The sequence below is a fragment of the Actinosynnema sp. NPDC037264 genome (genome assembly GCF_055603705.1).
Map to the genome: position 1 here is coordinate 1 of NZ_JBVJVK010000003.1, position 17,711 is coordinate 17,711.

Consider the following 17,711-nt stretch of genomic DNA (forward strand, 5'->3'; position numbering starts at 1 on the left):
CCCCCCCCCCCCCCCCCCCCCCCCCCCCCCCCCCCCCCCCCCCCCCCCCCCCCCCCCCCCCCCCCCCCCCCCCCCCCCCCCCCCCCCCCCCCGCGCCCGCGCCGTGTCCACGGTGCTCGTCGCCACGACCCTGGGCGGTGTGGTCGGCCCCACCCTCGCCGCGCCGACCGGCGACCTCGCCGCCGCCCTCGGCCTGCCCCGCCTGGTCGGGCCGTTCCTGCTCGCCGGCGTCGCCTACGCGGTGGCCGCCATGGTCCTGACCGCCTGGCTGCGCCCCGACCCGCTGCTGCTGGCCCGCACGTTCGACCAGCCGGACGACCGGCCGCCCCCGGAGGTCGGACGTCACCGCCCCGGTGCGCGGGTCGGCGTGCTGGTCATGGTGCTCACCCAGCTCGTCATGGTCGCGATCATGACGATGACGCCCGTCCACCTGCACGGCCACGGTCACGGCGCGGCCGCGTCCGGGCTCGTGATCGCCGTCCACGTCGGTGCGATGTACCTGTCGTCACCGCTGTCCGGCCGGCTCGTCGACCGGCACGGCGGCCTGGCGGTCGCCGCCGCGTCCGGCCTGACCCTGTCGGCCGCGGGGCTCGTCGCGGCCCTCGCGCCCACCGGCTCCGCCGCCTCGTCCGCGGTGGCCCTGGCCCTGCTGGGCATCGGCTGGAACCTCGGCCTGGTCGCGGGCACCGCGATCACCACCGACGCGGCGCCGCCGGCCACCCGCGCCAGGAGCCAGGGCCTGGTCGACGTCGCCGTCGCCGTCTCGGGCGCCGCCGGCGGCCTGACCTCGGGCCTGGTCGTCAGCGCCGCCGGCTACCCCGTCCTGGCCCTGGGCGGCGGTGTCCTGGCGCTGGCGGTCGTGCCCGCGGTCGTCGGCGCGCGCGGTCGGTCAGCCCGGCGGTGAGGTGGCCTCCTCCTCGTCGGCGCGTCGCCGGCTGCGCAGGCTGGTGACCGTGACGACGGCGAGCACACCGATGATCACCGCCAGCGAGACCGGGGTGGGGATCTCCGGCACGCCGGGCCAGATGCCGTGCGCCCAGTGCAGCACCAGCTTCGCCCCGATGAACGCCAGGATGATCGCGAGCCCGTGGTTGAGGTGGACGAGCTTGGCCAGCGCGGACTGCAGCACGAAGTACAGGGCGCGCAGGCCGAGCAGGGCGAAGGCGTTCGTGGCGAACACGAGGTAGGGGTCGTCGGTGATGCCGTAGACGGCCGGCACCGAGTCGACGGCGAACACCACGTCGGTGGCGAACACCGCGACCACGACGACCGCCAAGGGCGTGAGCGCGCGTCGGCCGTGTTCGCGCACGGTCAGGCGGGTGCCGCGGTAGTCGTCGGTGACGGGCATCAGCCGTCGCAACAGCCGGACCGACCGCATCCGGGACACGTCGCGCTCGGCGGCGGGTCCGCTGACCGCGTCGTGGAGCAGCTTCACCGCCGAGGCGAACAGGACCAGCCCGAACACCAGGAACGCCCACGTGCCCGCCGACAGCATCGCCGCACCGGCTGCGATGAACACGCCGCGCAGCACCAACGCGCCGACGATGCCGTAGAGCAGCACGCGCTGCTGCACGGCGGACGGGACGGCGAAGGCCGCGAGCAGCAGCATGAACACGAACAGGTTGTCCACCGACAGCGACTTCTCGACCACGAACCCGGTCATGAACTCCAGCGCCCGGTCGCTGCCGGCGGCGTGCCACAGCCAGAGCCCGAACACCACCGGCAGCGTGAGGTAGAACACCGACCACCCCGCGGCCTCGCGCATCGAGACCTCGTGCGGACGGCGGGTGACCGCGAAGTCGGCGACCAGCAGCACGACCAGGACGGCGATGCTGACCAACCACAGGACCGGCGACCCGACGGAGTCGGCGGGGCTCGCCGCGACGGCGACGTGCACAGGCATCAAGGCTCCTCGAACGTGGAAGTCCGAGGTCTCCTTCACCCTGGCGGGCGGCCCACCGGGGACACCTCACGGGATGTCCGTACTGACCGGCCGGGCACTTGGGAAGTACTCCCCTCGACGCCAGTATCGGGCACCGCGCCCGCTGAGTAAAGCGATGGTCAAGAAGTGGGACGGGCCGCCGCCGTCCCGACGACGGCGGCCCGTCCGGTCACCGCCCCGTGCCGGGATAGGGGAGCAGCGCCATCTCACGGGCGTTCTTGATGGCGGTGGCCACCTGGCGTTGCTGTTGCGGTGTGAGGCCGGTGACCCGGCGGGAGCGGATCTTGCCGCGGTCGGAGATGAACTTCCGCAGCAGGGTCGCGTCCTTCCAGTCCACTGTGGTGACGCCCTCCTTGCTCAGCAGGTTCACCCGGCGCTTCGGCGTGCGTTCGGTCCTGGCCACCGGGCTCACCAGCTCGACTTGCTGACGCCGGGCAGCTCGCCGCGGTGCGCCATCTCGCGCAGCCGGACGCGGGACAGGCCGAACGCGCGGTGGAACGCCCTGGGGCGACCGTCCACGGCGTCCCGGTTGCGCAGCCGAGTGGGACTGGCGTCACGGGGCAGCTTCTGCAGCGCCCGCTGTGCTTCGTCGCGGCGCTCGGGGTCGGTGCGGATGATCTCCTTCAGCTCCGCGCGGCGCTCGGCGTGCCGGGCGACGACCTCGCGCCGCTGCCGGTCCTTCGCGATCTTGGACTTCTTGGCCATCAGCGCTCCTCGCGGAAGTCGACGTGCTTGCGCACCACCGGGTCGAACTTGCGCAGCACCATGCGGTCGGGGTCGTTGCGCCGGTTCTTGCGGGTGACGTAGGTGTAGCCGGTGCCCGCCGTGGAGCGGAGCTTGATGATCGGCCGGACGTCGTTGCCCTTCGCCATCAGACCTTCTCCCCGCGGGCGCGCAGTTCCGCGACCACCGACTCGATGCCGCGCCGGTCCACGGTCTTGATCGCCTTGGTGGACAGGGTCAGCACGACGTGCCGGTTCTCCGAGGGCAGCCAGTATCGGCGGCGTTGCGTGTTGGGCAGCCACCGGCGCGACGTGCGCCGGTGCGAGTGCGAGACCTGTTTGCCGAAGCCGGGTTTGCGGCCGGTCAGCCGGCAGTGGCGCGAGGACACACGACCTCCTGAATTGAAATGACAATCGTTTCCAGTTACCGTACCCCACATGGGAACCGAGGTGGTACTGGTGGCCGGGCTCGCCCACCACGACGTCGCCGACGAGGTCTGGCGCGCGTCACCGGGATCGGTGCTGGTGCGCCACGACCTGAGCGGCCTGGCCGAGGGCGTGGTGCGCCGCTGGGTCGACGGTCGGCTGACCGTGCTGGAGCTCGCGCACGGCTGCGTCTCGTGCACGTTGCGCCTGGACCTCCTGCCGCTGCTGCAACGCCTGGGCGGACGGGTCGTCGTGCACCTGGACCCGGCGCTGGAGCCGGAAGCCGTCTGCTTCGCCCTGCGCGGGCTCGACATCCGGGTCGAGGCCGTGATCACGGTGGTCGACCGGACCACGTGGCTGACCGACGCGACCGGGGACGTCACGTTGGCCGAGCGCGGCATGGCCGCGGCGGCCGGCGACGAGCGCACCGTGGCGCAGGTCGTGGTGGGACAGGCCGAGTTCGCCGACGCGCTGGTGATGACGGGCGTCGGCGGCGGCGAGGTGCTGGACGCCGTGCTCGACCGCCTGTCGCCGCGCGCGCCGCGCCACGACCTCGGCACGCTGGACGTGCCCGCCCTGCTCGCCGCGATCCCGCCCGGCGCGCGCCGGGGACGCGTCGACGACGGCTTCGGGCCGTTGCTGCGCGGTCAGCCGCCGTTGACGCCGGCGCACGGCGCGTCCGTCGTCCACTTCACGGCACGGCGCCCGTTCCACCCGATGCGGTTGCACCACGCCCTGGACGTCCTGCTCGACGGCGTCGTGCGCACCCGCGGGCGGTTCTGGGTCGCGAGCCAGCCGGACGTCGCGCTGTGGCTGGAATCCGCCGGGGGCGCGCTGAACGTCGGCAACCTCGGCCCGTGGCTGGCGGCCGTGGAGGACTGGTCCGAAGTGGACTCCGAGCGCCGGGCCTCGGCGGCGGCCGGCTGGGACGCGGAGTACGGCGACCGGTCGCAGGAGCTGGTGGTGATCACCGCCTCCGCCGAGCCGGACGGGATCACGGCGGCGCTGCGCGAGGCGTTGGTGACCGACGAGGAGTCGGCGTTGAGCGACGAGCTGGAGTTCGTCGACCCGTTCGCCGAGTGGCACGACCAGATGGAGGAGCTGTGAAGCAGGGCATCCACCCCGACTACCACCCGGTGGTCTTCCAGGACCAGGCGACCGGGAAGGCGTTCCTGACCCGGTCCACGGCCACGTCGACCCGCACGATCGACTGGGAGGACGGCAACACCTACCCGTTGATCACCGTCGACATCACCTCGGACTCCCACCCGTTCTGGACGGGCAACCAGCGGGTCATGGACACCGCCGGCCGCGTGGAGAAGTTCAACCGCCGCTATGGGAAGAGGGCCCGCTGATGGCCGTGCCGAAGCGCAGGACCTCGCGCAGCAACACCCGCCACCGCCGGTCCCAGTGGAAGGCCTCCGCGCCGGACCTCGTCCCGGTGACCACCCTCGACGGCCGCAAGCTCACCGTGCCGCGCCGACTGGTGGCCGCCTACCGACGCGGCCTGCTGTGACGACCGGGCGGGCGTGACCACCGGGTAGGCGCGGCGGGGTCCGCCGAAGTGCGACGACGCCGAGTCCAGGTGACGATGGCCGGGGCGCACCCGGAGCACGGACGAGGACTCGGTCATGGGCTTGTCAGCAGTGCCGACCACGGACGGCCCGCCGACGACCGGTCGGCGGGCGCTGATGCTCGGCCTGGCGACGGTCGGGTTCGCGCTCAACTTCTGGGCGTGGGCGCTGCTGAGCCCGCTGGGGCCGCGGTTCCAGGCCGACCTGGGGCTGAGCGCGTTCCAGCAGGCGTTGCTGGTCGCGGTCCCGGTGGTGGTGGGATCGGTCGGGCGGATACCGGTGGGCGCGCTCACCGACCGGTTCGGCGGCCGGGTGATGTTCCCGCTGGTCTCGGCGGTGACGATCGTGCCGGTGCTGTTCCTCGGGCTGGTCGGGCACACATCGTTGGCCGCGCTGCTCGTCGGCGGGTTCTTCCTGGGTGTGGGCGGCACGGCGTTCGCGGTCGGCGTGCCGTTCGTCAACCTCTGGTTCCCGCCCGAGCGGCGTGGCCTGGCGATCGGGATCTTCGGCGCGGGCATGGGCGGCACCGCGATCAGCGCCCTGACCACGGTCAAGCTGGTCGAGCGGTGGGGCGTGGCGACACCGTTCGTGGTCACCGCGGTCGTGCTGGCGGTCTACGCGGTCGTCGCGGCCGTGCTGCTGCGCGACGCGCCGGGGCGGACGGCGCCGACCGGGTCGGTGGCCGGCCGGATGGCGGCCACCGCGCGGCTGCCCGTCACGTGGCAGGCGTCCGCGCTGTACGCGGTGGCGTTCGGCGGGTTCGTCGCGTTCTCGGTGTACCTGCCCGCCTACCTCGGTGCCGCCTACGGCCTGACGCAGGCGGACGCGGCCAACCGGATGGCCGGGTTCGTGCTGCTCGCGGTCGTGATGCGCCCGGTGGGCGGATGGCTGTCGGACCGGTCGGACCCGGTGCGGGTGCTCGTCGCCTGCCTGGCCGTGGTGACCGCGGGCGCGGTGGTGCAGGCGTTCACGCCCGCGCTGGCGCCGCTGGGCACGATCGCGTTCCTGGCCATGGCCGCCGCGCTCGGCGCGGGCAGCGGCGCGGTGTTCGCGCTGGTCGCGCTGCTCGCACCGGCGGACAAGGTCGGCTCGGTCACCGGCGTGGTCGGCGCGGCCGGCGGGCTCGGCGGGTTCGTGCCGCCGCTGGTGATGGGCGCCCTCTACGGCGCGCTGTCCTCGTACGCGCTCGGGCTGGCCGCGCTCGCCGTCGTCGCCTTGGCCTCGCTGCTGTTCACCGCGACCGCCGTGCGCCGGGCCGTGCGCGCGGTCGCCCCGGGCGCAGGGGTGACGGCATGAGCACCGGGACCGGACCGCCTCCCGCGAGCGCCGGGCTGGACGGCGGGCTGGCCGAGGCCCTCGTGCGCACCCGCCGGTTCTTCACCCGCGCCGACATCTCGCCGGACCTGCGCACGTTGCACGAGATCGGCGGGCGGCAGGCGGACGAGTTCTACCGGGACCGGTGGAGCCACGACAAGGTGGTGCGTTCCACCCATGGGGTGAACTGCACGGGCTCGTGCTCGTGGAAGGTCTACGTCAAGGACGGGATCATCACCTGGGAGGCGCAGCAGACCGACTACCCGTCGGTCGGCCCGGACCGCCCGGAGTACGAGCCGCGCGGCTGCCCGCGCGGCGCCGCGTTCTCCTGGTACACCTACTCGCCGACCCGCGTGCGGTACCCGTACGTGCGGGGCGTGCTGCTGGAGCTGTACCGGGAGGCCAAGGCGCGCACCGGCGATCCCGTGCTGGCGTGGGCCGACGTCGTGGAGGACCCCGAGCGGGCACGGCGGTACAAGGCGGCACGGGGCCGGGGCGGCCTGGTGCGCGCGTCGTGGGACGAGGCGGCCGAGCTGGTCGCCGCCGCGCACGTGCACACGATCAAGGCCCACGGGCCGGACCGCGTCGCGGGCTTCTCGCCGATCCCCGCCATGTCGATGGTGTCGCACGCGTCGGGCGCGCGGTTCGTGTCGCTGCTCGGCGGCGCGATGCTGTCGTTCTACGACTGGTACGCGGACCTGCCGGTGGCCTCGCCGCAGGTGTTCGGCGACCAGACCGACGTCCCTGAATCGGGTGACTGGTGGGACGCCGGCTACCTGATCATGTGGGGCTCCAACCTGCCGGTGACCCGCACGCCGGACGCGCACTGGATGGCCGAGGCCCGCTACCGGGGGCAGAAGGTCGTCGCGGTCTCGCCGGACTACGCCGACAACGTGAAGTTCGCCGACGAGTGGCTGGCGGCCCAGCCCGGCACGGACGGCGCGCTGGCCATGGCGATGGGCCACGTGGTCCTGCGCGAGTTCTTCGTCGACCGCCAGGCGCCGTACTTCACCGAGTACGTCAAGCGCTACACCGACCTGCCGTTCCTCGTCCGGCTCGACGAGCACGGCGCCGTGCACCGGCCCGGGAAGTTCCTCACCGCCGCCGACCTGCCCGACCAGGCCGGCCAGGAGAACGCGGCGTTCAAGACCGTGCTGCTCGACTCCGCCACCGGCGACCCCGTCGTGCCCGCGGGCTCGCTCGGGTTCCGCTTCGGCGAGCAGGGCGCGGGCCGGTGGAACCTCGACCTGGGTGACGTCGACCCGCTGCTGACGGTCGGGGGCGCCGACTCCGCGGTGGTGGAGCTGCCGCGCTTCGACGCCCCGGACGGCTCGACGTCCGCGTTGCGGCGCGGGGTGCCGGTGCGCCGGGTCGGCGGGCACCTGGTCACCACGGTGTTCGACCTGCTGCTGGCGCAGTACGGCGTGCACCGCGACGGCCTCCCGGGCGTCTGGCCCAGCGGCTACGAGGACGCCGAGCAGCCGTGCACGCCCGCGTGGCAGGAGACGATCACGGGTGTGCCCGCGCGGGCCGCCGCCCGGATCGCCCGCGAGTTCGCCGCCAACGCCGAGGAGACCCGCGGCCGGTCGATGATCATCATGGGCGCGGGGACCAACCACTGGTTCCACTCGGACACGATCTACCGCGCGTTCCTGGCCCTGACCACGCTCACCGGCTGCCAGGGCGTCAACGGCGGCGGCTGGGCGCACTACGTCGGGCAGGAGAAGTGCCGCCCGGTCACCGGTTGGTCGCAGCTGGCGTTCGGCCTGGACTGGTCGCGCCCGCCGCGCCAGATGATCCAGACCGCGTACTGGTACCTGCACACCGACCAGTTCCGCTACGACCGGTTCGGCGCGGACACCCTCGCGTCCGCCACCGCGGGCGGACAACTGGCGGGCAAGACCACCGCGGACGTGATCGCCCAGTCCGCCCGGATGGGCTGGATGCCGTCCTACCCGACGTTCGACCGCAACCCCCTCGACCTCGCCGACGACGCACGGCGCGCCGGGCTGCCGGTGGGTGAGCACGTCGTCGCGGAGCTCAAGGCGGGCCGGCTGCGCTTCGCCTGCGAGGACCCCGACTCGCCGCGGAACTTCCCCCGCGTGCTGAGCATCTGGCGGGCCAACCTGCTCGGCTCGTCCGGCAAGGGCAACGAGTACTTCCTCAAGCACCTGCTGGGCGCCGACCACTCGCTGCGCGCGCGGGAGACCCCGCCGGAGCACCGGCCGAAGGACGTCCTCTGGCACGACGAGGCGCCGGTCGGCAAGCTGGACCTGTTGCTGTCGCTGGACTTCCGGATGACCAGCACCACCCTGTTCTCCGACGTCGTGCTGCCCGCCGCGACCTGGTACGAGAAGCACGACCTCAACACCACCGACATGCACCCGTTCGTGCACTCGTTCAACCCGGCGATCGCGCCGCCGTGGCAGACCCGCACGGACTGGGCCGCGTTCCTGGCCATCGCGCAGGTCTTCAGCAAGCTGGCGGAGAAGCACCTGGGCGTGCGCGAGGACGTCGTGGCCACCCCGCTGCTGCACGACACCCCCGACGAGCTCGCCACCCCGCACGGCGTGGTGCGCGACTGGAAGGCCGGCGAGTGCGAGCCGGTCCCCGGCGTCACCATGCCGAGGCTCGCGGTGGTGGAGCGCGACTACACCGCGATCGGGGCCAAGATGGGCGCGCTCGGCCCGCTGGCCGAGTCGCTCGGCGCCACCACCAAGGGCGTCACCTACCGGGTCGAACGGGAGGTGGAGCACCTGCGGCGCCAGAACGGCGCGATCCGAGGCGGCCCCGCCGACGGCCGACCGTCGCTGGTGCGCGACGTGCACGCGTGCGAGGCGATCCTCGCCCTGTCCGGCACCACGAACGGCCACCTCGCCACCCAGGGCTTCCGCACGCTCGAACACCGCACCGGGACGCCGCTGGCCGACCTCGCCGCCGAGCACGAGGGCAAGCGGATCACCTTCGCCGACACGCAGTCCGCGCCGGTGCCGGTGATCACCTCGCCCGAGTGGTCGGGGTCGGAGACCGGCGGACGCCGCTACTCGCCGTTCACGATCAACGTCGAGCGGCTCAAGCCCTGGCACACGCTCACCGGCCGCCAGCACTTCTACCTCGACCACGACTGGATGGCCGAGCTGGGCGAGCAGCTGCCGGTGTTCCGGCCGCCGTTGGACATGCAGGCGCTGTTCGGCGAACCCCGCGTCGGCGACCAGGGCGAGCTGGGCATCACCGTGCGCTACCTGACGCCGCACTCCAAGTGGTCCATCCACTCCGAGTACCAGGACAACCTGTTCATGCTCAGCCTGTCGCGCGGCGGGCAGACCATCTGGATGTCCAAAGAGGACGCGGCGAAGATCGGCGTGGCCGACAACGACTGGATCGAGGCGGTCAACCGCAACGGCGTGGTGGTCGCGCGGGCGGTCGTGTCGCACCGGATGCCCGAGGGCACGGTCTACATGCACCACGCCCAGGACCGGCTGATCGACGTGCCGCGCGCGGAGACCTCCGGCAAGCGCGGCGGCATCCACAACTCGTTGACCAGGTTGCTGGTCAAACCCTCGCACCTGATCGGCGGCTACGCCCAGCTGTCGTTCGCGTTCAACTACCTCGGCCCCACGGGCAACCAGCGCGACGAGGTGACCGTGATCCGCCGTCGCGGCCAGGAGGTGCGGTACTGATGCGCGTGATGGCCCAGTTGGCGATGGTGATGAACCTGGACAAGTGCATCGGCTGCCACACCTGCTCGGTCACCTGCAAGCAGGCCTGGACCAACCGCTCCGGCGTCGAGTACGTCTGGTTCAACAACGTCGAGACCCGTCCAGGGCAGGGCTACCCGCGCCGCTACGAGGACCAGGAGCGCTGGCGCGGCGGCTGGGCGCTCACCAGGCGCGGCCGGCTCAAGCTCAAGGGCGGCGGCCGGCTGCGCAAGCTGCTCACCATCTTCAGCAACCCCAAGATGCCCGGCCTCGACGACTACTACGAGCCCTGGACCTACGACTACGACACGCTGACCAGCGCGCCGCTGCAGGAGCACACCCCGGTCGCCCGGCCGCGGTCGTTGATCAGCGGCGAGCCCACGAAGATCACCTGGTCGGCGAACTGGGACGACGACCTCGGCGGCTCGCCCGACCACGGTGACCAGGACCCGCTGCTCAAGGGCATCGCCGACAAGGTGAAGTTCGAGTTCGAGCGGACGTTCATGTTCTACCTGCCGCGCATCTGCGAGCACTGCCTCAACCCCTCGTGCGCCGCGTCGTGCCCGTCCGGCGCGATCTACAAGCGCACCGAGGACGGCATCGTGCTCGTCGACCAGGACCGCTGCCGGGGTTGGCGGATGTGCGTGTCCGGCTGCCCGTACAAGAAGGTCTACTTCAACCACCGCACCGGCAAGGCCGAGAAGTGCACGTTCTGCTTCCCCCGGGTCGAGGTCGGCATACCCACCGTCTGCGCGGAGACCTGCGTGGGACGCCTGCGTTACATCGGGCTGGTGCTCTACGACGCCGACAAGGTGCTCGAAGCGGCCTCGACGCCCGACGACAAGGACCTGTACGAGGCGCAACGACGGGTGTTCCTCGACCCGAACGACCCCGTCGTGGTCCGCGAGGCCGAGCGCGCGGGCATCCAGCGCGACTGGATCGAGGCGGCCCAGCGGTCGCCGGTCCACGCGCTGATCACCACGTTCAAGGTCGCGCTGCCGCTGCACCCGGAGTACCGCACCCTGCCGATGGTCTGGTACATCCCGCCGCTCTCGCCCGTGGTCGACGTCGTGCGCGACACCGGCCACGACGCCGAGGACCACGGCAACCTCTTCGCCGCCGTCGAGGCGCTGCGCATCCCGGTCGAGTACCTGGCCCGGCTGTTCACCGCGGGCGACGTCGAGCCGGTGGACGCCGTGCTGCGCAGGCTCGCCGCGATGCGCAGCTACATGCGCGACATCAACCTCGGCCGCGAACCGCAGGAGGCCATCGCGGCGAAGGTCGGCATGACCGGCGAGCAGGTCTACGACCTGTACCGGCTGCTCGCCCTCGCGAAGTACGACGAGCGCTACGTCATCCCGCCCGCGCACGCCGAGCAGGCGCACGGGCTGGAGGAACTGGCCACCGAGTGCAGCCTGGACTACGAGGGCGGGCCGGGCATGGGCGGCTCCGGCCCGTTCGGCGAGGGCTCCGGCGGCACGTCGCCGATCGCGGTGGAGAACTTCCGGATGCTGCGCGACCGGCAGACGTCCGACACCCTCGCCGCGCCGGTCGACAAGGGCAACCGGGTCAACCTGCTCAACTGGGACGGCAAGGGCCGCCCCGAAGGGCTGTTCCCGCCGACCGACCGGCCGGGTGGGGGTGGTCGGGCCGGCGGGGGAGGTCGGCCCGACCGTGGTGAGCCGCCCGGCGGGGGAGACCCGGCCGGCGAGGTGGAGCCGAAGCCGTGACGCCCACCGACGCGCAGCGCGCCACCGCGTGGCAGGTCCAGTCGTTGTCGCTGGGCTACCCCGACGAGCCGTCGTTCGCCCGGCTGCCGTTGCTGCGCGCCGCGACCCGGACCCTGCCCGCGCCGCTCGCGGCGCCGCTGGACGCGTTCCTGGACCACGTGGCGGCCACGCCGCCGATCGAGCTGGCCGCCGACTACGTGGCGACGTTCGACCACCGCAAGCGGTTCAGCCCCTACCTGACCTACTTCGCGTACGGCGACACGCGCAAGCGCGGCATGGCGCTGCTGCGGTTCAAGCACGCCTACCGCGCCGCCGGGCTCGAACTCGACGACGGCGAGCTGCCCGACCACCTGGCCGTGGTGCTGGAGTTCGCCGCCACCGGCGACCCGGCGACCGGGCTGCGGCTGCTGTGCGAGCACCGGGCCGGGCTGGAGCTCATCCGCCTCGGCCTGCGCGAGGCCGGCTCGCCGTGGGCGCACGTCCTGGAGTCGGTGTCGGCGACCCTGCCCCCGCTGGGGCGGCACGAGCACGACGCGATCGCCCGGCTGATCGCCGAGGGACCTCCCGAGGAGGAGGTCGGCCTGGCCCCGTTCGGCCCACCCGAGCACGTGCCGCGAGGAGGGTCGCGATGACCGGGCCGAGCACGCTCGACATCATGCTCTGGGTCGTCGTGCCGTACGTGTCGATCGCGGTGTTCGTCGTGGGCCACTTCTGGCGCTACCGCTACGACAAGTTCGGCTGGACCACCCGCTCCTCCCAGCTCTACGAGAGCCGGTTGCTGCGGCTGGGCAGCCCGCTGTTCCACTTCGGCATCCTGGTCGTCGTGCTCGGCCACGTCGGCGGCGTGCTCGTGCCGAAGTCGTGGACCGAGGCGGTCGGGATCGGCGACACCGCCTACCACGTGGTCGCGGTCGTGCTCGGCGTGCTCGCCGGCGCCTGCACGCTGGTGGGCGCGGCGATCCTGGTCTACCGGCGCCGGACCGTCGGCCCGGTGTTCTCCGCGACCACCCGCAACGACAAGGTGATGTACGTGCTGCTGGTCGGCGCCATCGTGCTGGGTCTCGGCACGACGGTGCTGGGCAACCTCACCGACCACCCGCACGACTACCGCGAGTCGGTGTCGCCGTGGTTCCGGTCGATCTTCTACCTGCGGCCGAAGCCGGAGCTGATGGCCGCCGCGCCGCTCGGGTTCCAGCTGCACGCACTGGTGGCGTGGGCGCTGTTCGCGTTCTGGCCGTTCAGCCGCCTGGTGCACGTGTTCTCGATGCCGTTGGGCTACCTCACCCGCCCCTACATCGTCTACCGCAGCCGTGACGAGCGGCCGGGCAACCGACCCGCCCGGCGCGGCTGGTAGCGCGGGTCGGCGGTCACAGCCGGGCGGCGCCGAGCTTCCAGTAGCCGCTGAACATCACCGAGCGGCGGTCGACGCCGCGTTCCTTCACCAAGTGGCGGCGGACGGTGGTGGCCAGGGTCGACTCACCGCACACCCAGGCGTAGTCCGGTGCGGGGGAGGGCAGGTCGGCCACGGCGCGGAGCAGGTGCGAGCCGGGGGCGTCGGCGCCGCGGTAGAGCCAGGTGACGGGTGCGTCGACGGCCACCCGGTAGCCCTCGTCGGGCACCTCGGCGAAGATCCGCGCGTCCGCGGGCACGCCCGACTCCAGGATCGCGCACAGGGCGGGCAGCGCGGTCTCGTCGGCGGCCACCAGGACCGCGCCGCCCGACGGCGGGCGGTAGCCGGAGTTGCCCGCGCGGAAGCCGACGGACCGGCCCACCTCGGCGCTGGTCGCCCAGCGGGTGCCCGGCCCGGCGTCGCCGTGCAGGACGAAGTCCACGTCGACCTCGTTCCGCTCGGGGCGGTGGGCCCGGATCGTGTACCACCGCAGGTCCGGCCGGTCCTCGGCGGGCAGGGCGCGGATCGCGGTGCGGACGTTGACGCGGTCCGCGCTCGGCATGGTCAACGGCCGGTCGGCCGGCGGCATCAGCAGGCCGAAGCACTCGTCCGGGCCGGTCACGCGGTACTCGGCGAACTCCGGCGCCCGGAACGTCACCCGGCGCAGGTGCGGCGTGACGTCGGTGACCGCGGCGACCGTCATGGCGAACTGGTCGAACACCTCGCGCTGGTTGGGCGTCGCCGCGACCAGGCCGACGGCCTTGGTGAGCACCTTGAGCTGCAACTGCTCCAACGTCGAATACCGAGGCATGCAGGTTAGGCTAACCTAAACAAGCCTTCAGGCGAAGACCACGACGCTGCGCAGCACGTCACCCGCCCGCATCGCGGCGAACGCCTGCTCCACCTCGGCCACGCCGATGCGCTCGGTGACGAAGTGGGCCAGGGGCAGGCGGCCTTGCAGGTGCAGGTCGACCAGCGGCGCGAAGTCGCGCGACGGGAGGCAGTCGCCGTACCAGCTCGTGCGGTAGGTGCCGTTGCGCAGGAACGTGTCCAGCAGCGGCAGCTCCAGGCGCATCCCGGAGTCGGGGCGGGCCACCAGCACGAACGTGCCGCCGAGCGCCCTCGCGTAGAACGCCTGCCGCCACGTCTCGGGCGTGCCGGCGGCGTCGATCACCACGTCCGCGCCGAGGTCGTCGGTCAGGGCGCGGATGGCGGCCACCACGTCCGGGGTCTGCCGGGCGTCGACCACGTCCGTCGCGCCCAGCACGCGGGCGTGGCACAGCTTCCGCTCGTCGATGTCCACCGCGACGATCGTGGTGGCGCCGGCCAGCTTGGCGCCCGCGACGGCCGCGCAGCCGACACCGCCCACGCCGATCACGGCGACCGTGTCGCCGGTGGTGACGCCGCCCGTGTTCATCGCCGCGCCCAGGCCCGACATGACGCCGCAGCCCAGGAGGGCGGCGACGGCCGGGTCCGCCTTGGGCGAGACCGGGGTGCACTGGCCCGCGTGCACCAGCGTCAGGTCGGTGAACGCGCCGATGCCCAACGCCGGGTGCAGCGGCGTGCCGTCGGTCAAGGTCATCCTGGTCGACGCGGTGTGGTCGTCCACGCAGGCCTCGGCCCGGCCGCGGCGGCACGCGCGGCAGCGACCGCAGACCGCGCGCCAGTTCAGCACCACGAAGTCGCCGGGCGCCACGCCGTCCACGCCGGGGCCGACCTGCTCGACGATGCCGGACGCCTCGTGGCCGAGCAGGTACGGGTAGGCGTCGCCGATCACGCCGTCGCGGTAGTGCAGGTCGGTGTGGCAGACACCGGAGGCCAGGACGCGGACCGTCACCTCGCCCGGTCCGGGGTCGGGGACGACGATGTCGTGGATGCCGACCGGTTCGCCCTTGCCCGTGGCGACGACTGCCTTGACGATCCTCGACATCTCCCGAGCCTCCCCGTCGACCGGCCTCGTACGGCGACAGGATAGGTGAGGCGAATGCCTGCGAGCGGCCCAGCGGGAATGCTGCCGGTCGCCCGCATCGGGATTTCCTATGGGCGCGCGCCGCATACCCCGTCGAATGTCCTCCGGGATTGAGCTGTTCGGCTCAACCGGCGATAGCTGAAGCGGTGTTTTCGCAGGACAACGCGCATGGCAGCATGAACGGGCCCGGCGGGCGGCTACCGCGGGCGGATCTGGAGAACAATGAGCACCGTGCCGAAAGTCGCGTCCGGCATCACCGCTTTCGCGGTGTTCGCGACCACCGTCAGCTTCGTCATCTCCATGGCGGGCTCGTCGATGAAGTCCACCGTCCAGGTGCTGTTCCTGCCGATCGCGGACGACTTCGACGTCAGCCGCGGCACGCTCGCGGTCGGCACGACGTTGTTCGCCGTGGTGACGGCGCTCGCGTCGTCGGCGGTGGGCCACCTCGCCGACCGGATCGGCGCGGTGCCGGTGCTGGCGATCGGCGCGGGCATCACCGGTGTGGTGCTCGTGGTCTGCGCGCTGGCGACGGACATCTGGGTCTTCGTGCCGACCTACGGCATCCTCGGCGCGGTCGGCTGCACGATGCTGTCGTTCGTGCCGCTCGGCGTGCTGGCCGACCAGCTGTTCCAGGGCCGCAACGCCGGGTTCCTGTACGCGGTGCTGACCAACGGCGCGGCGGTCGGGTTCATGGTGCTGGTGCCGCTGTGGACGTTCCTGGGCACGGTCACGTCGTGGCAGCAGATCCTGCTGGGCGTCGGCGTGGTGTTCCTGGTCGTGATGCTGCCGCTGTCGCTGCTGCTGGTGCGCTACTCGAACCGCAACGCCGCGCCGTCCGCGCCCGCCGAGCACGGCTTCTGGGCCGGCATCCGGATGGCGTTGGCGGACAAGCGGGTGCGCGGCCTCATCCTCCCGTTCTTCGCCTGCGGCACGACGATGGCGTTCATCGACGTCCACCTGTTCCCGCACATGCACGACCACGGCGTCGCGCCGGTGACCAGCTCGCTGGCGTTCGTGCTGCTGGGCGGGCTGGAGATCGCCGGTTCGCTGGTGGCGGGCAGGTTGTGCGACAAGGGGTTGATCCGGGCCACGCTGATCGGCGGGTACGCGCTGCGCGCCGCGTCGATGATGATCGCGCCGTTCTTCGCCGCCGAGTTCACCGTGCTGGTGTTCGGCGCGCTGTTCGGCGCCAGCTACCTCGTCACGGTCGTCGCCACCACGATGTGGATCGCGAAGATCCTGCCGCGCGGGCGCAAGGGCACCGCGATCGGCGTGCTGTGGGCGCTGCACATGGTCGCCGTGGCGGTCGGCAGCCAGCTCGGCGCGGTCCTGGCCGACGCCGCGGGCAGCTACCTGCCGGTGATCCTGGCCAGCGTCGCGCTCACCCTCGGCGCCGTCGTCCTGGTGGCGCTGCAACCCGACCCGGACGCCGTCGACGCCGACGCGCCCGTCGCGGCCTGACCACGCGGTGAAGCCCCCGTCCTCGATCCGGGACGGGGGCTGCCGCACGGGGTCAGGCCCGGCGCGTGATGTCCATGTACCAGTTGGTCTCCCACGTCCGCCCGCCGTCGGCCGACATGGCCTGCTCCCACCGCGCCGAGTCGCCGGTGATGCGGTGCCAGAGGAAGCGGATGCGGACGGGGACGCCGTCCTGCACCTCGTCGCCGTGGAAGGTGCCGACGCCGTCGGCGAAGGAGCCGAACAGCGGCGGGAAGAACACGCCCGAGTCGCTGCTCGCCCAGTTCAGCGACCAGCGACCGGTGGCGGCGTCGAACAGCCGCACGGTCAGGCCGGACGTCCCGTCGGGGAACGTGATCTCGTCCACGTTCCCCGCGCCGCCGAAGATCGGGCGCACGTCCGAGGAGGAGGCGAACTCCTCCCAGTCGTCGCTGCCCACCAGCCGCCGCCGCAGCCTGCGGTTGTGGATCGACCAGCGGCCGATGAGGAAGTCGAAGTCACCCACCGTCCGGCCCTCCCGCCCGGTTGCGGATGGCCGCGTACACGGCGACCGCGGCGCCCAGCTCCACCGCCGCCAGCACGGGCCACGCGCCGTGGCCCAGCTGGAGGAACAGGAACCCGCCGACGATCGGGCCCGCGGCGGCGCCGAGGCCGTAGACGAACTGGAAGCTGCCGATGTAGCGGCCCTTGAGGTGCGCGGGGCCGGCCATGCCGGGGTAGGCGAACAGCATGGGGCCGCCGATGATCTCACCCAGCGTCCACACCAGCGTGCCCGCCACGATCACCGCCGGGCCCAGCGGCAGCGCGTACAGCGCGAAGCCGACGCCGATCACCACGAACGCGACCGCGACGACCAGGTTGGCCCGCATGTGCTGCGTCTTCTTGGTCACCACCAGTTCGAGCAGGATGACCGCGCCGCCGTTCACCGCGACCGCGAGCGTGTACCAGAAGATCGGCACCCCGGACGCCTGCACGTCCAGCGGCAACGTCGACAGGTACTGCACGTAGACCACGGCGTGGAAGAACGTCGCCACCAGGTACACCAGGAAGCGCCGGTCGCGCAGCACGTCGACGTAGCTGCCCGCGGGCGCGGGCTCCTCGCCCGCCGCCTGCCTCGCCCCGGTCCTGGCGGGCAGCACGCGGTAGGCGACCAGCGCGTACGCCGCCGCGACCGCGGCCTCGCCCCAGAACAGCAGGCTGTAGTCGTCACCGCCGAGCTGGTAGAGGCCGAAGCCGATCAGCGGCGCGGCGGTGGTGCCCAGGTTCAGGCCGAACCGGTACATGGCGAACACCATGACCTGCCGGTCGTCGGGCGTGAGCTCGGAGAGCAGGGTGGCCGACGCGGGCCGGTAGACCTGGGAGACCGCGCCGAGCACGGCCACCGCGCCGACGAGCAGCGCGTAGTCCGGCAGGTAGAGCAGCGGGGGGGGGGGGAGAGGGGAGCCACCCCCGCCGCTCACCGGGGGGGGGGGTGCGTCGGGACGGTCT

General features: G+C 72.7%; 19 protein-coding genes. 10 read left to right on the top strand and 9 right to left on the bottom strand.

The annotated features are described in order from the left end of the window. On the top strand, positions 1-904 hold a 904-nt coding region (locus tag ACZ7GX_RS04625), incomplete at its 5' end, for an MFS transporter (RefSeq protein ID WP_498772842.1). Here ACZ7GX_RS04625 and ACZ7GX_RS04630 read toward each other — a convergent pair. From ACZ7GX_RS04630 to rpmB, 5 genes are all read right to left on the bottom strand, one after another. After that, positions 890-1,903, bottom strand: coding sequence for a TerC/Alx family metal homeostasis membrane protein (locus ACZ7GX_RS04630; RefSeq protein WP_498772844.1), 1,014 nt, complete (start codon positions 1,901-1,903; stop codon positions 890-892). The genes ACZ7GX_RS04625 and ACZ7GX_RS04630 overlap by 15 nt on opposite strands. Positions 1,904-2,111: 208 nt before the next feature. Next, positions 2,112-2,345, bottom strand: coding sequence for a 30S ribosomal protein S18 (gene rpsR, locus ACZ7GX_RS04635; protein ID WP_498772846.1), 234 nt, complete (start codon positions 2,343-2,345; stop codon positions 2,112-2,114). A gap of 5 nt (positions 2,346-2,350) precedes the next feature. Then, positions 2,351-2,647 (bottom strand): 30S ribosomal protein S14, encoded by a 297-nt coding sequence (gene rpsN / locus ACZ7GX_RS04640; protein ID WP_498772848.1) that lies wholly within the window; start codon positions 2,645-2,647, stop codon positions 2,351-2,353. After that, the gene (gene rpmG / locus ACZ7GX_RS04645) at positions 2,647-2,814 is read right to left on the bottom strand and encodes a 50S ribosomal protein L33 (protein ID WP_498772850.1); all 168 of its coding nucleotides are present in this window, start codon (positions 2,812-2,814) and stop codon (positions 2,647-2,649) included. The genes rpsN and rpmG overlap by 1 nt, the downstream gene beginning before the upstream one ends. Continuing rightward, a complete protein-coding gene (gene rpmB, locus ACZ7GX_RS04650) occupies positions 2,814-3,053 on the bottom strand; it encodes a 50S ribosomal protein L28 (RefSeq protein WP_498772852.1) in 240 nt (79 codons plus the stop codon). Before rpmB ends, rpmG begins: the two co-directional genes overlap by 1 nt. 49 nt (positions 3,054-3,102) lie before the next feature. Here rpmB and mrf point away from each other — a divergent pair, with 49 nt between their 5' ends. The 8 genes from mrf to narI all read left to right on the top strand — a co-directional run bounded on the left by mrf (position 3,103) and on the right by narI (position 12,760). After that, the gene (gene mrf / locus ACZ7GX_RS04655; RefSeq protein WP_498772854.1) at positions 3,103-4,197 is read left to right on the top strand and encodes a ribosome hibernation factor-recruiting GTPase MRF; all 1,095 of its coding nucleotides are present in this window, start codon (positions 3,103-3,105) and stop codon (positions 4,195-4,197) included. After that, positions 4,194-4,445, top strand: a complete 252-nt coding sequence (locus ACZ7GX_RS04660; RefSeq protein ID WP_498772856.1) for a type B 50S ribosomal protein L31 — start codon at positions 4,194-4,196, stop codon at positions 4,443-4,445. Before mrf ends, ACZ7GX_RS04660 begins: the two co-directional genes overlap by 4 nt. Further along, on the top strand, positions 4,445-4,606 hold the full coding sequence (gene rpmF, locus ACZ7GX_RS04665) for a 50S ribosomal protein L32 (protein ID WP_498772858.1): 162 nt from the start codon (positions 4,445-4,447) through the stop codon (positions 4,604-4,606). Before ACZ7GX_RS04660 ends, rpmF begins: the two co-directional genes overlap by 1 nt. 115 nt (positions 4,607-4,721) lie before the next feature. Next, positions 4,722-5,960 (top strand): MFS transporter, encoded by a 1,239-nt coding sequence (locus ACZ7GX_RS04670; protein ID WP_498772860.1) that lies wholly within the window; start codon positions 4,722-4,724, stop codon positions 5,958-5,960. Continuing rightward, positions 5,957-9,658, top strand: coding sequence for a nitrate reductase subunit alpha (locus ACZ7GX_RS04675; protein ID WP_498772862.1), 3,702 nt, complete (start codon positions 5,957-5,959; stop codon positions 9,656-9,658). Before ACZ7GX_RS04670 ends, ACZ7GX_RS04675 begins: the two co-directional genes overlap by 4 nt. Then, complete coding sequence (gene narH, locus ACZ7GX_RS04680; RefSeq protein ID WP_498772864.1) at positions 9,658-11,406, top strand: nitrate reductase subunit beta; 1,749 nt, start codon at positions 9,658-9,660, stop codon at positions 11,404-11,406. Before ACZ7GX_RS04675 ends, narH begins: the two co-directional genes overlap by 1 nt. After that, on the top strand, positions 11,403-12,038 hold the full coding sequence (gene narJ / locus ACZ7GX_RS04685) for a nitrate reductase molybdenum cofactor assembly chaperone (protein ID WP_498772866.1): 636 nt from the start codon (positions 11,403-11,405) through the stop codon (positions 12,036-12,038). Before narH ends, narJ begins: the two co-directional genes overlap by 4 nt. Further along, positions 12,035-12,760, top strand: coding sequence for a respiratory nitrate reductase subunit gamma (gene narI / locus ACZ7GX_RS04690; RefSeq protein ID WP_498772868.1), 726 nt, complete (start codon positions 12,035-12,037; stop codon positions 12,758-12,760). The genes narJ and narI overlap by 4 nt, the downstream gene beginning before the upstream one ends. Positions 12,761-12,773: 13 nt before the next feature. Here narI and ACZ7GX_RS04695 read toward each other — a convergent pair whose 3' ends face one another. Both ACZ7GX_RS04695 and ACZ7GX_RS04700 read right to left on the bottom strand, forming a co-directional pair. Next, on the bottom strand, positions 12,774-13,607 hold the full coding sequence (locus ACZ7GX_RS04695; protein WP_498772870.1) for a siderophore-interacting protein: 834 nt from the start codon (positions 13,605-13,607) through the stop codon (positions 12,774-12,776). Positions 13,608-13,634: 27 nt separating this feature from the next. Continuing rightward, positions 13,635-14,726, bottom strand: a complete 1,092-nt coding sequence (locus ACZ7GX_RS04700; protein WP_498772872.1) for an S-(hydroxymethyl)mycothiol dehydrogenase — start codon at positions 14,724-14,726, stop codon at positions 13,635-13,637. A gap of 270 nt (positions 14,727-14,996) precedes the next feature. On the opposite strand from ACZ7GX_RS04700, the gene ACZ7GX_RS04705 reads away from it, so the two are divergent. Beyond that, positions 14,997-16,226, top strand: coding sequence for an MFS transporter (locus ACZ7GX_RS04705; protein ID WP_498772874.1), 1,230 nt, complete (start codon positions 14,997-14,999; stop codon positions 16,224-16,226). Positions 16,227-16,278: 52 nt separating this feature from the next. Here the strand turns inward: ACZ7GX_RS04705 and ACZ7GX_RS04710 are convergent, their stop codons facing one another. Continuing rightward, positions 16,279-16,728 carry a hypothetical protein gene (locus ACZ7GX_RS04710; protein WP_498772876.1) on the bottom strand — a complete coding sequence of 150 codons (450 nt, stop codon included), beginning with the start codon at positions 16,726-16,728 and terminating at the stop codon, positions 16,279-16,281. Next, positions 16,721-17,683 carry an MFS transporter gene (locus ACZ7GX_RS04715; RefSeq protein WP_498772878.1) on the bottom strand — a complete coding sequence of 321 codons (963 nt, stop codon included), beginning with the start codon at positions 17,681-17,683 and terminating at the stop codon, positions 16,721-16,723. The genes ACZ7GX_RS04710 and ACZ7GX_RS04715 overlap by 8 nt, the downstream gene beginning before the upstream one ends. Positions 17,684-17,711: the final 28 nt, after the last annotated feature.

What these genes read in the sequence shown, in the direction of transcription:
- ACZ7GX_RS04630 (WP_498772844.1), bottom strand. Translation starts at nt 1,903, where the DNA reads ATGCCTGTGCACGTCGCCGTCGCGGCGAGCCCCGCCGACTCCGTCGGG.
- rpsN (WP_498772848.1), bottom strand. Translation starts at nt 2,647, where the DNA reads ATGGCCAAGAAGTCCAAGATCGCGAAGGACCGGCAGCGGCGCGAGGTC.
- rpmG (WP_498772850.1), bottom strand. Translation starts at nt 2,814, where the DNA reads ATGGCGAAGGGCAACGACGTCCGGCCGATCATCAAGCTCCGCTCCACG.
- mrf (WP_498772854.1), top strand. Translation starts at nt 3,103, where the DNA reads ATGGGAACCGAGGTGGTACTGGTGGCCGGGCTCGCCCACCACGACGTC.
- rpmF (WP_498772858.1), top strand. Translation starts at nt 4,445, where the DNA reads ATGGCCGTGCCGAAGCGCAGGACCTCGCGCAGCAACACCCGCCACCGC.
- ACZ7GX_RS04670 (WP_498772860.1), top strand. Translation starts at nt 4,722, where the DNA reads ATGGGCTTGTCAGCAGTGCCGACCACGGACGGCCCGCCGACGACCGGT.
- ACZ7GX_RS04675 (WP_498772862.1), top strand. Translation starts at nt 5,957, where the DNA reads ATGAGCACCGGGACCGGACCGCCTCCCGCGAGCGCCGGGCTGGACGGC.
- narH (WP_498772864.1), top strand. Translation starts at nt 9,658, where the DNA reads ATGCGCGTGATGGCCCAGTTGGCGATGGTGATGAACCTGGACAAGTGC.
- narI (WP_498772868.1), top strand. Translation starts at nt 12,035, where the DNA reads ATGACCGGGCCGAGCACGCTCGACATCATGCTCTGGGTCGTCGTGCCG.
- ACZ7GX_RS04695 (WP_498772870.1), bottom strand. Translation starts at nt 13,607, where the DNA reads ATGCCTCGGTATTCGACGTTGGAGCAGTTGCAGCTCAAGGTGCTCACC.
- ACZ7GX_RS04700 (WP_498772872.1), bottom strand. Translation starts at nt 14,726, where the DNA reads ATGTCGAGGATCGTCAAGGCAGTCGTCGCCACGGGCAAGGGCGAACCG.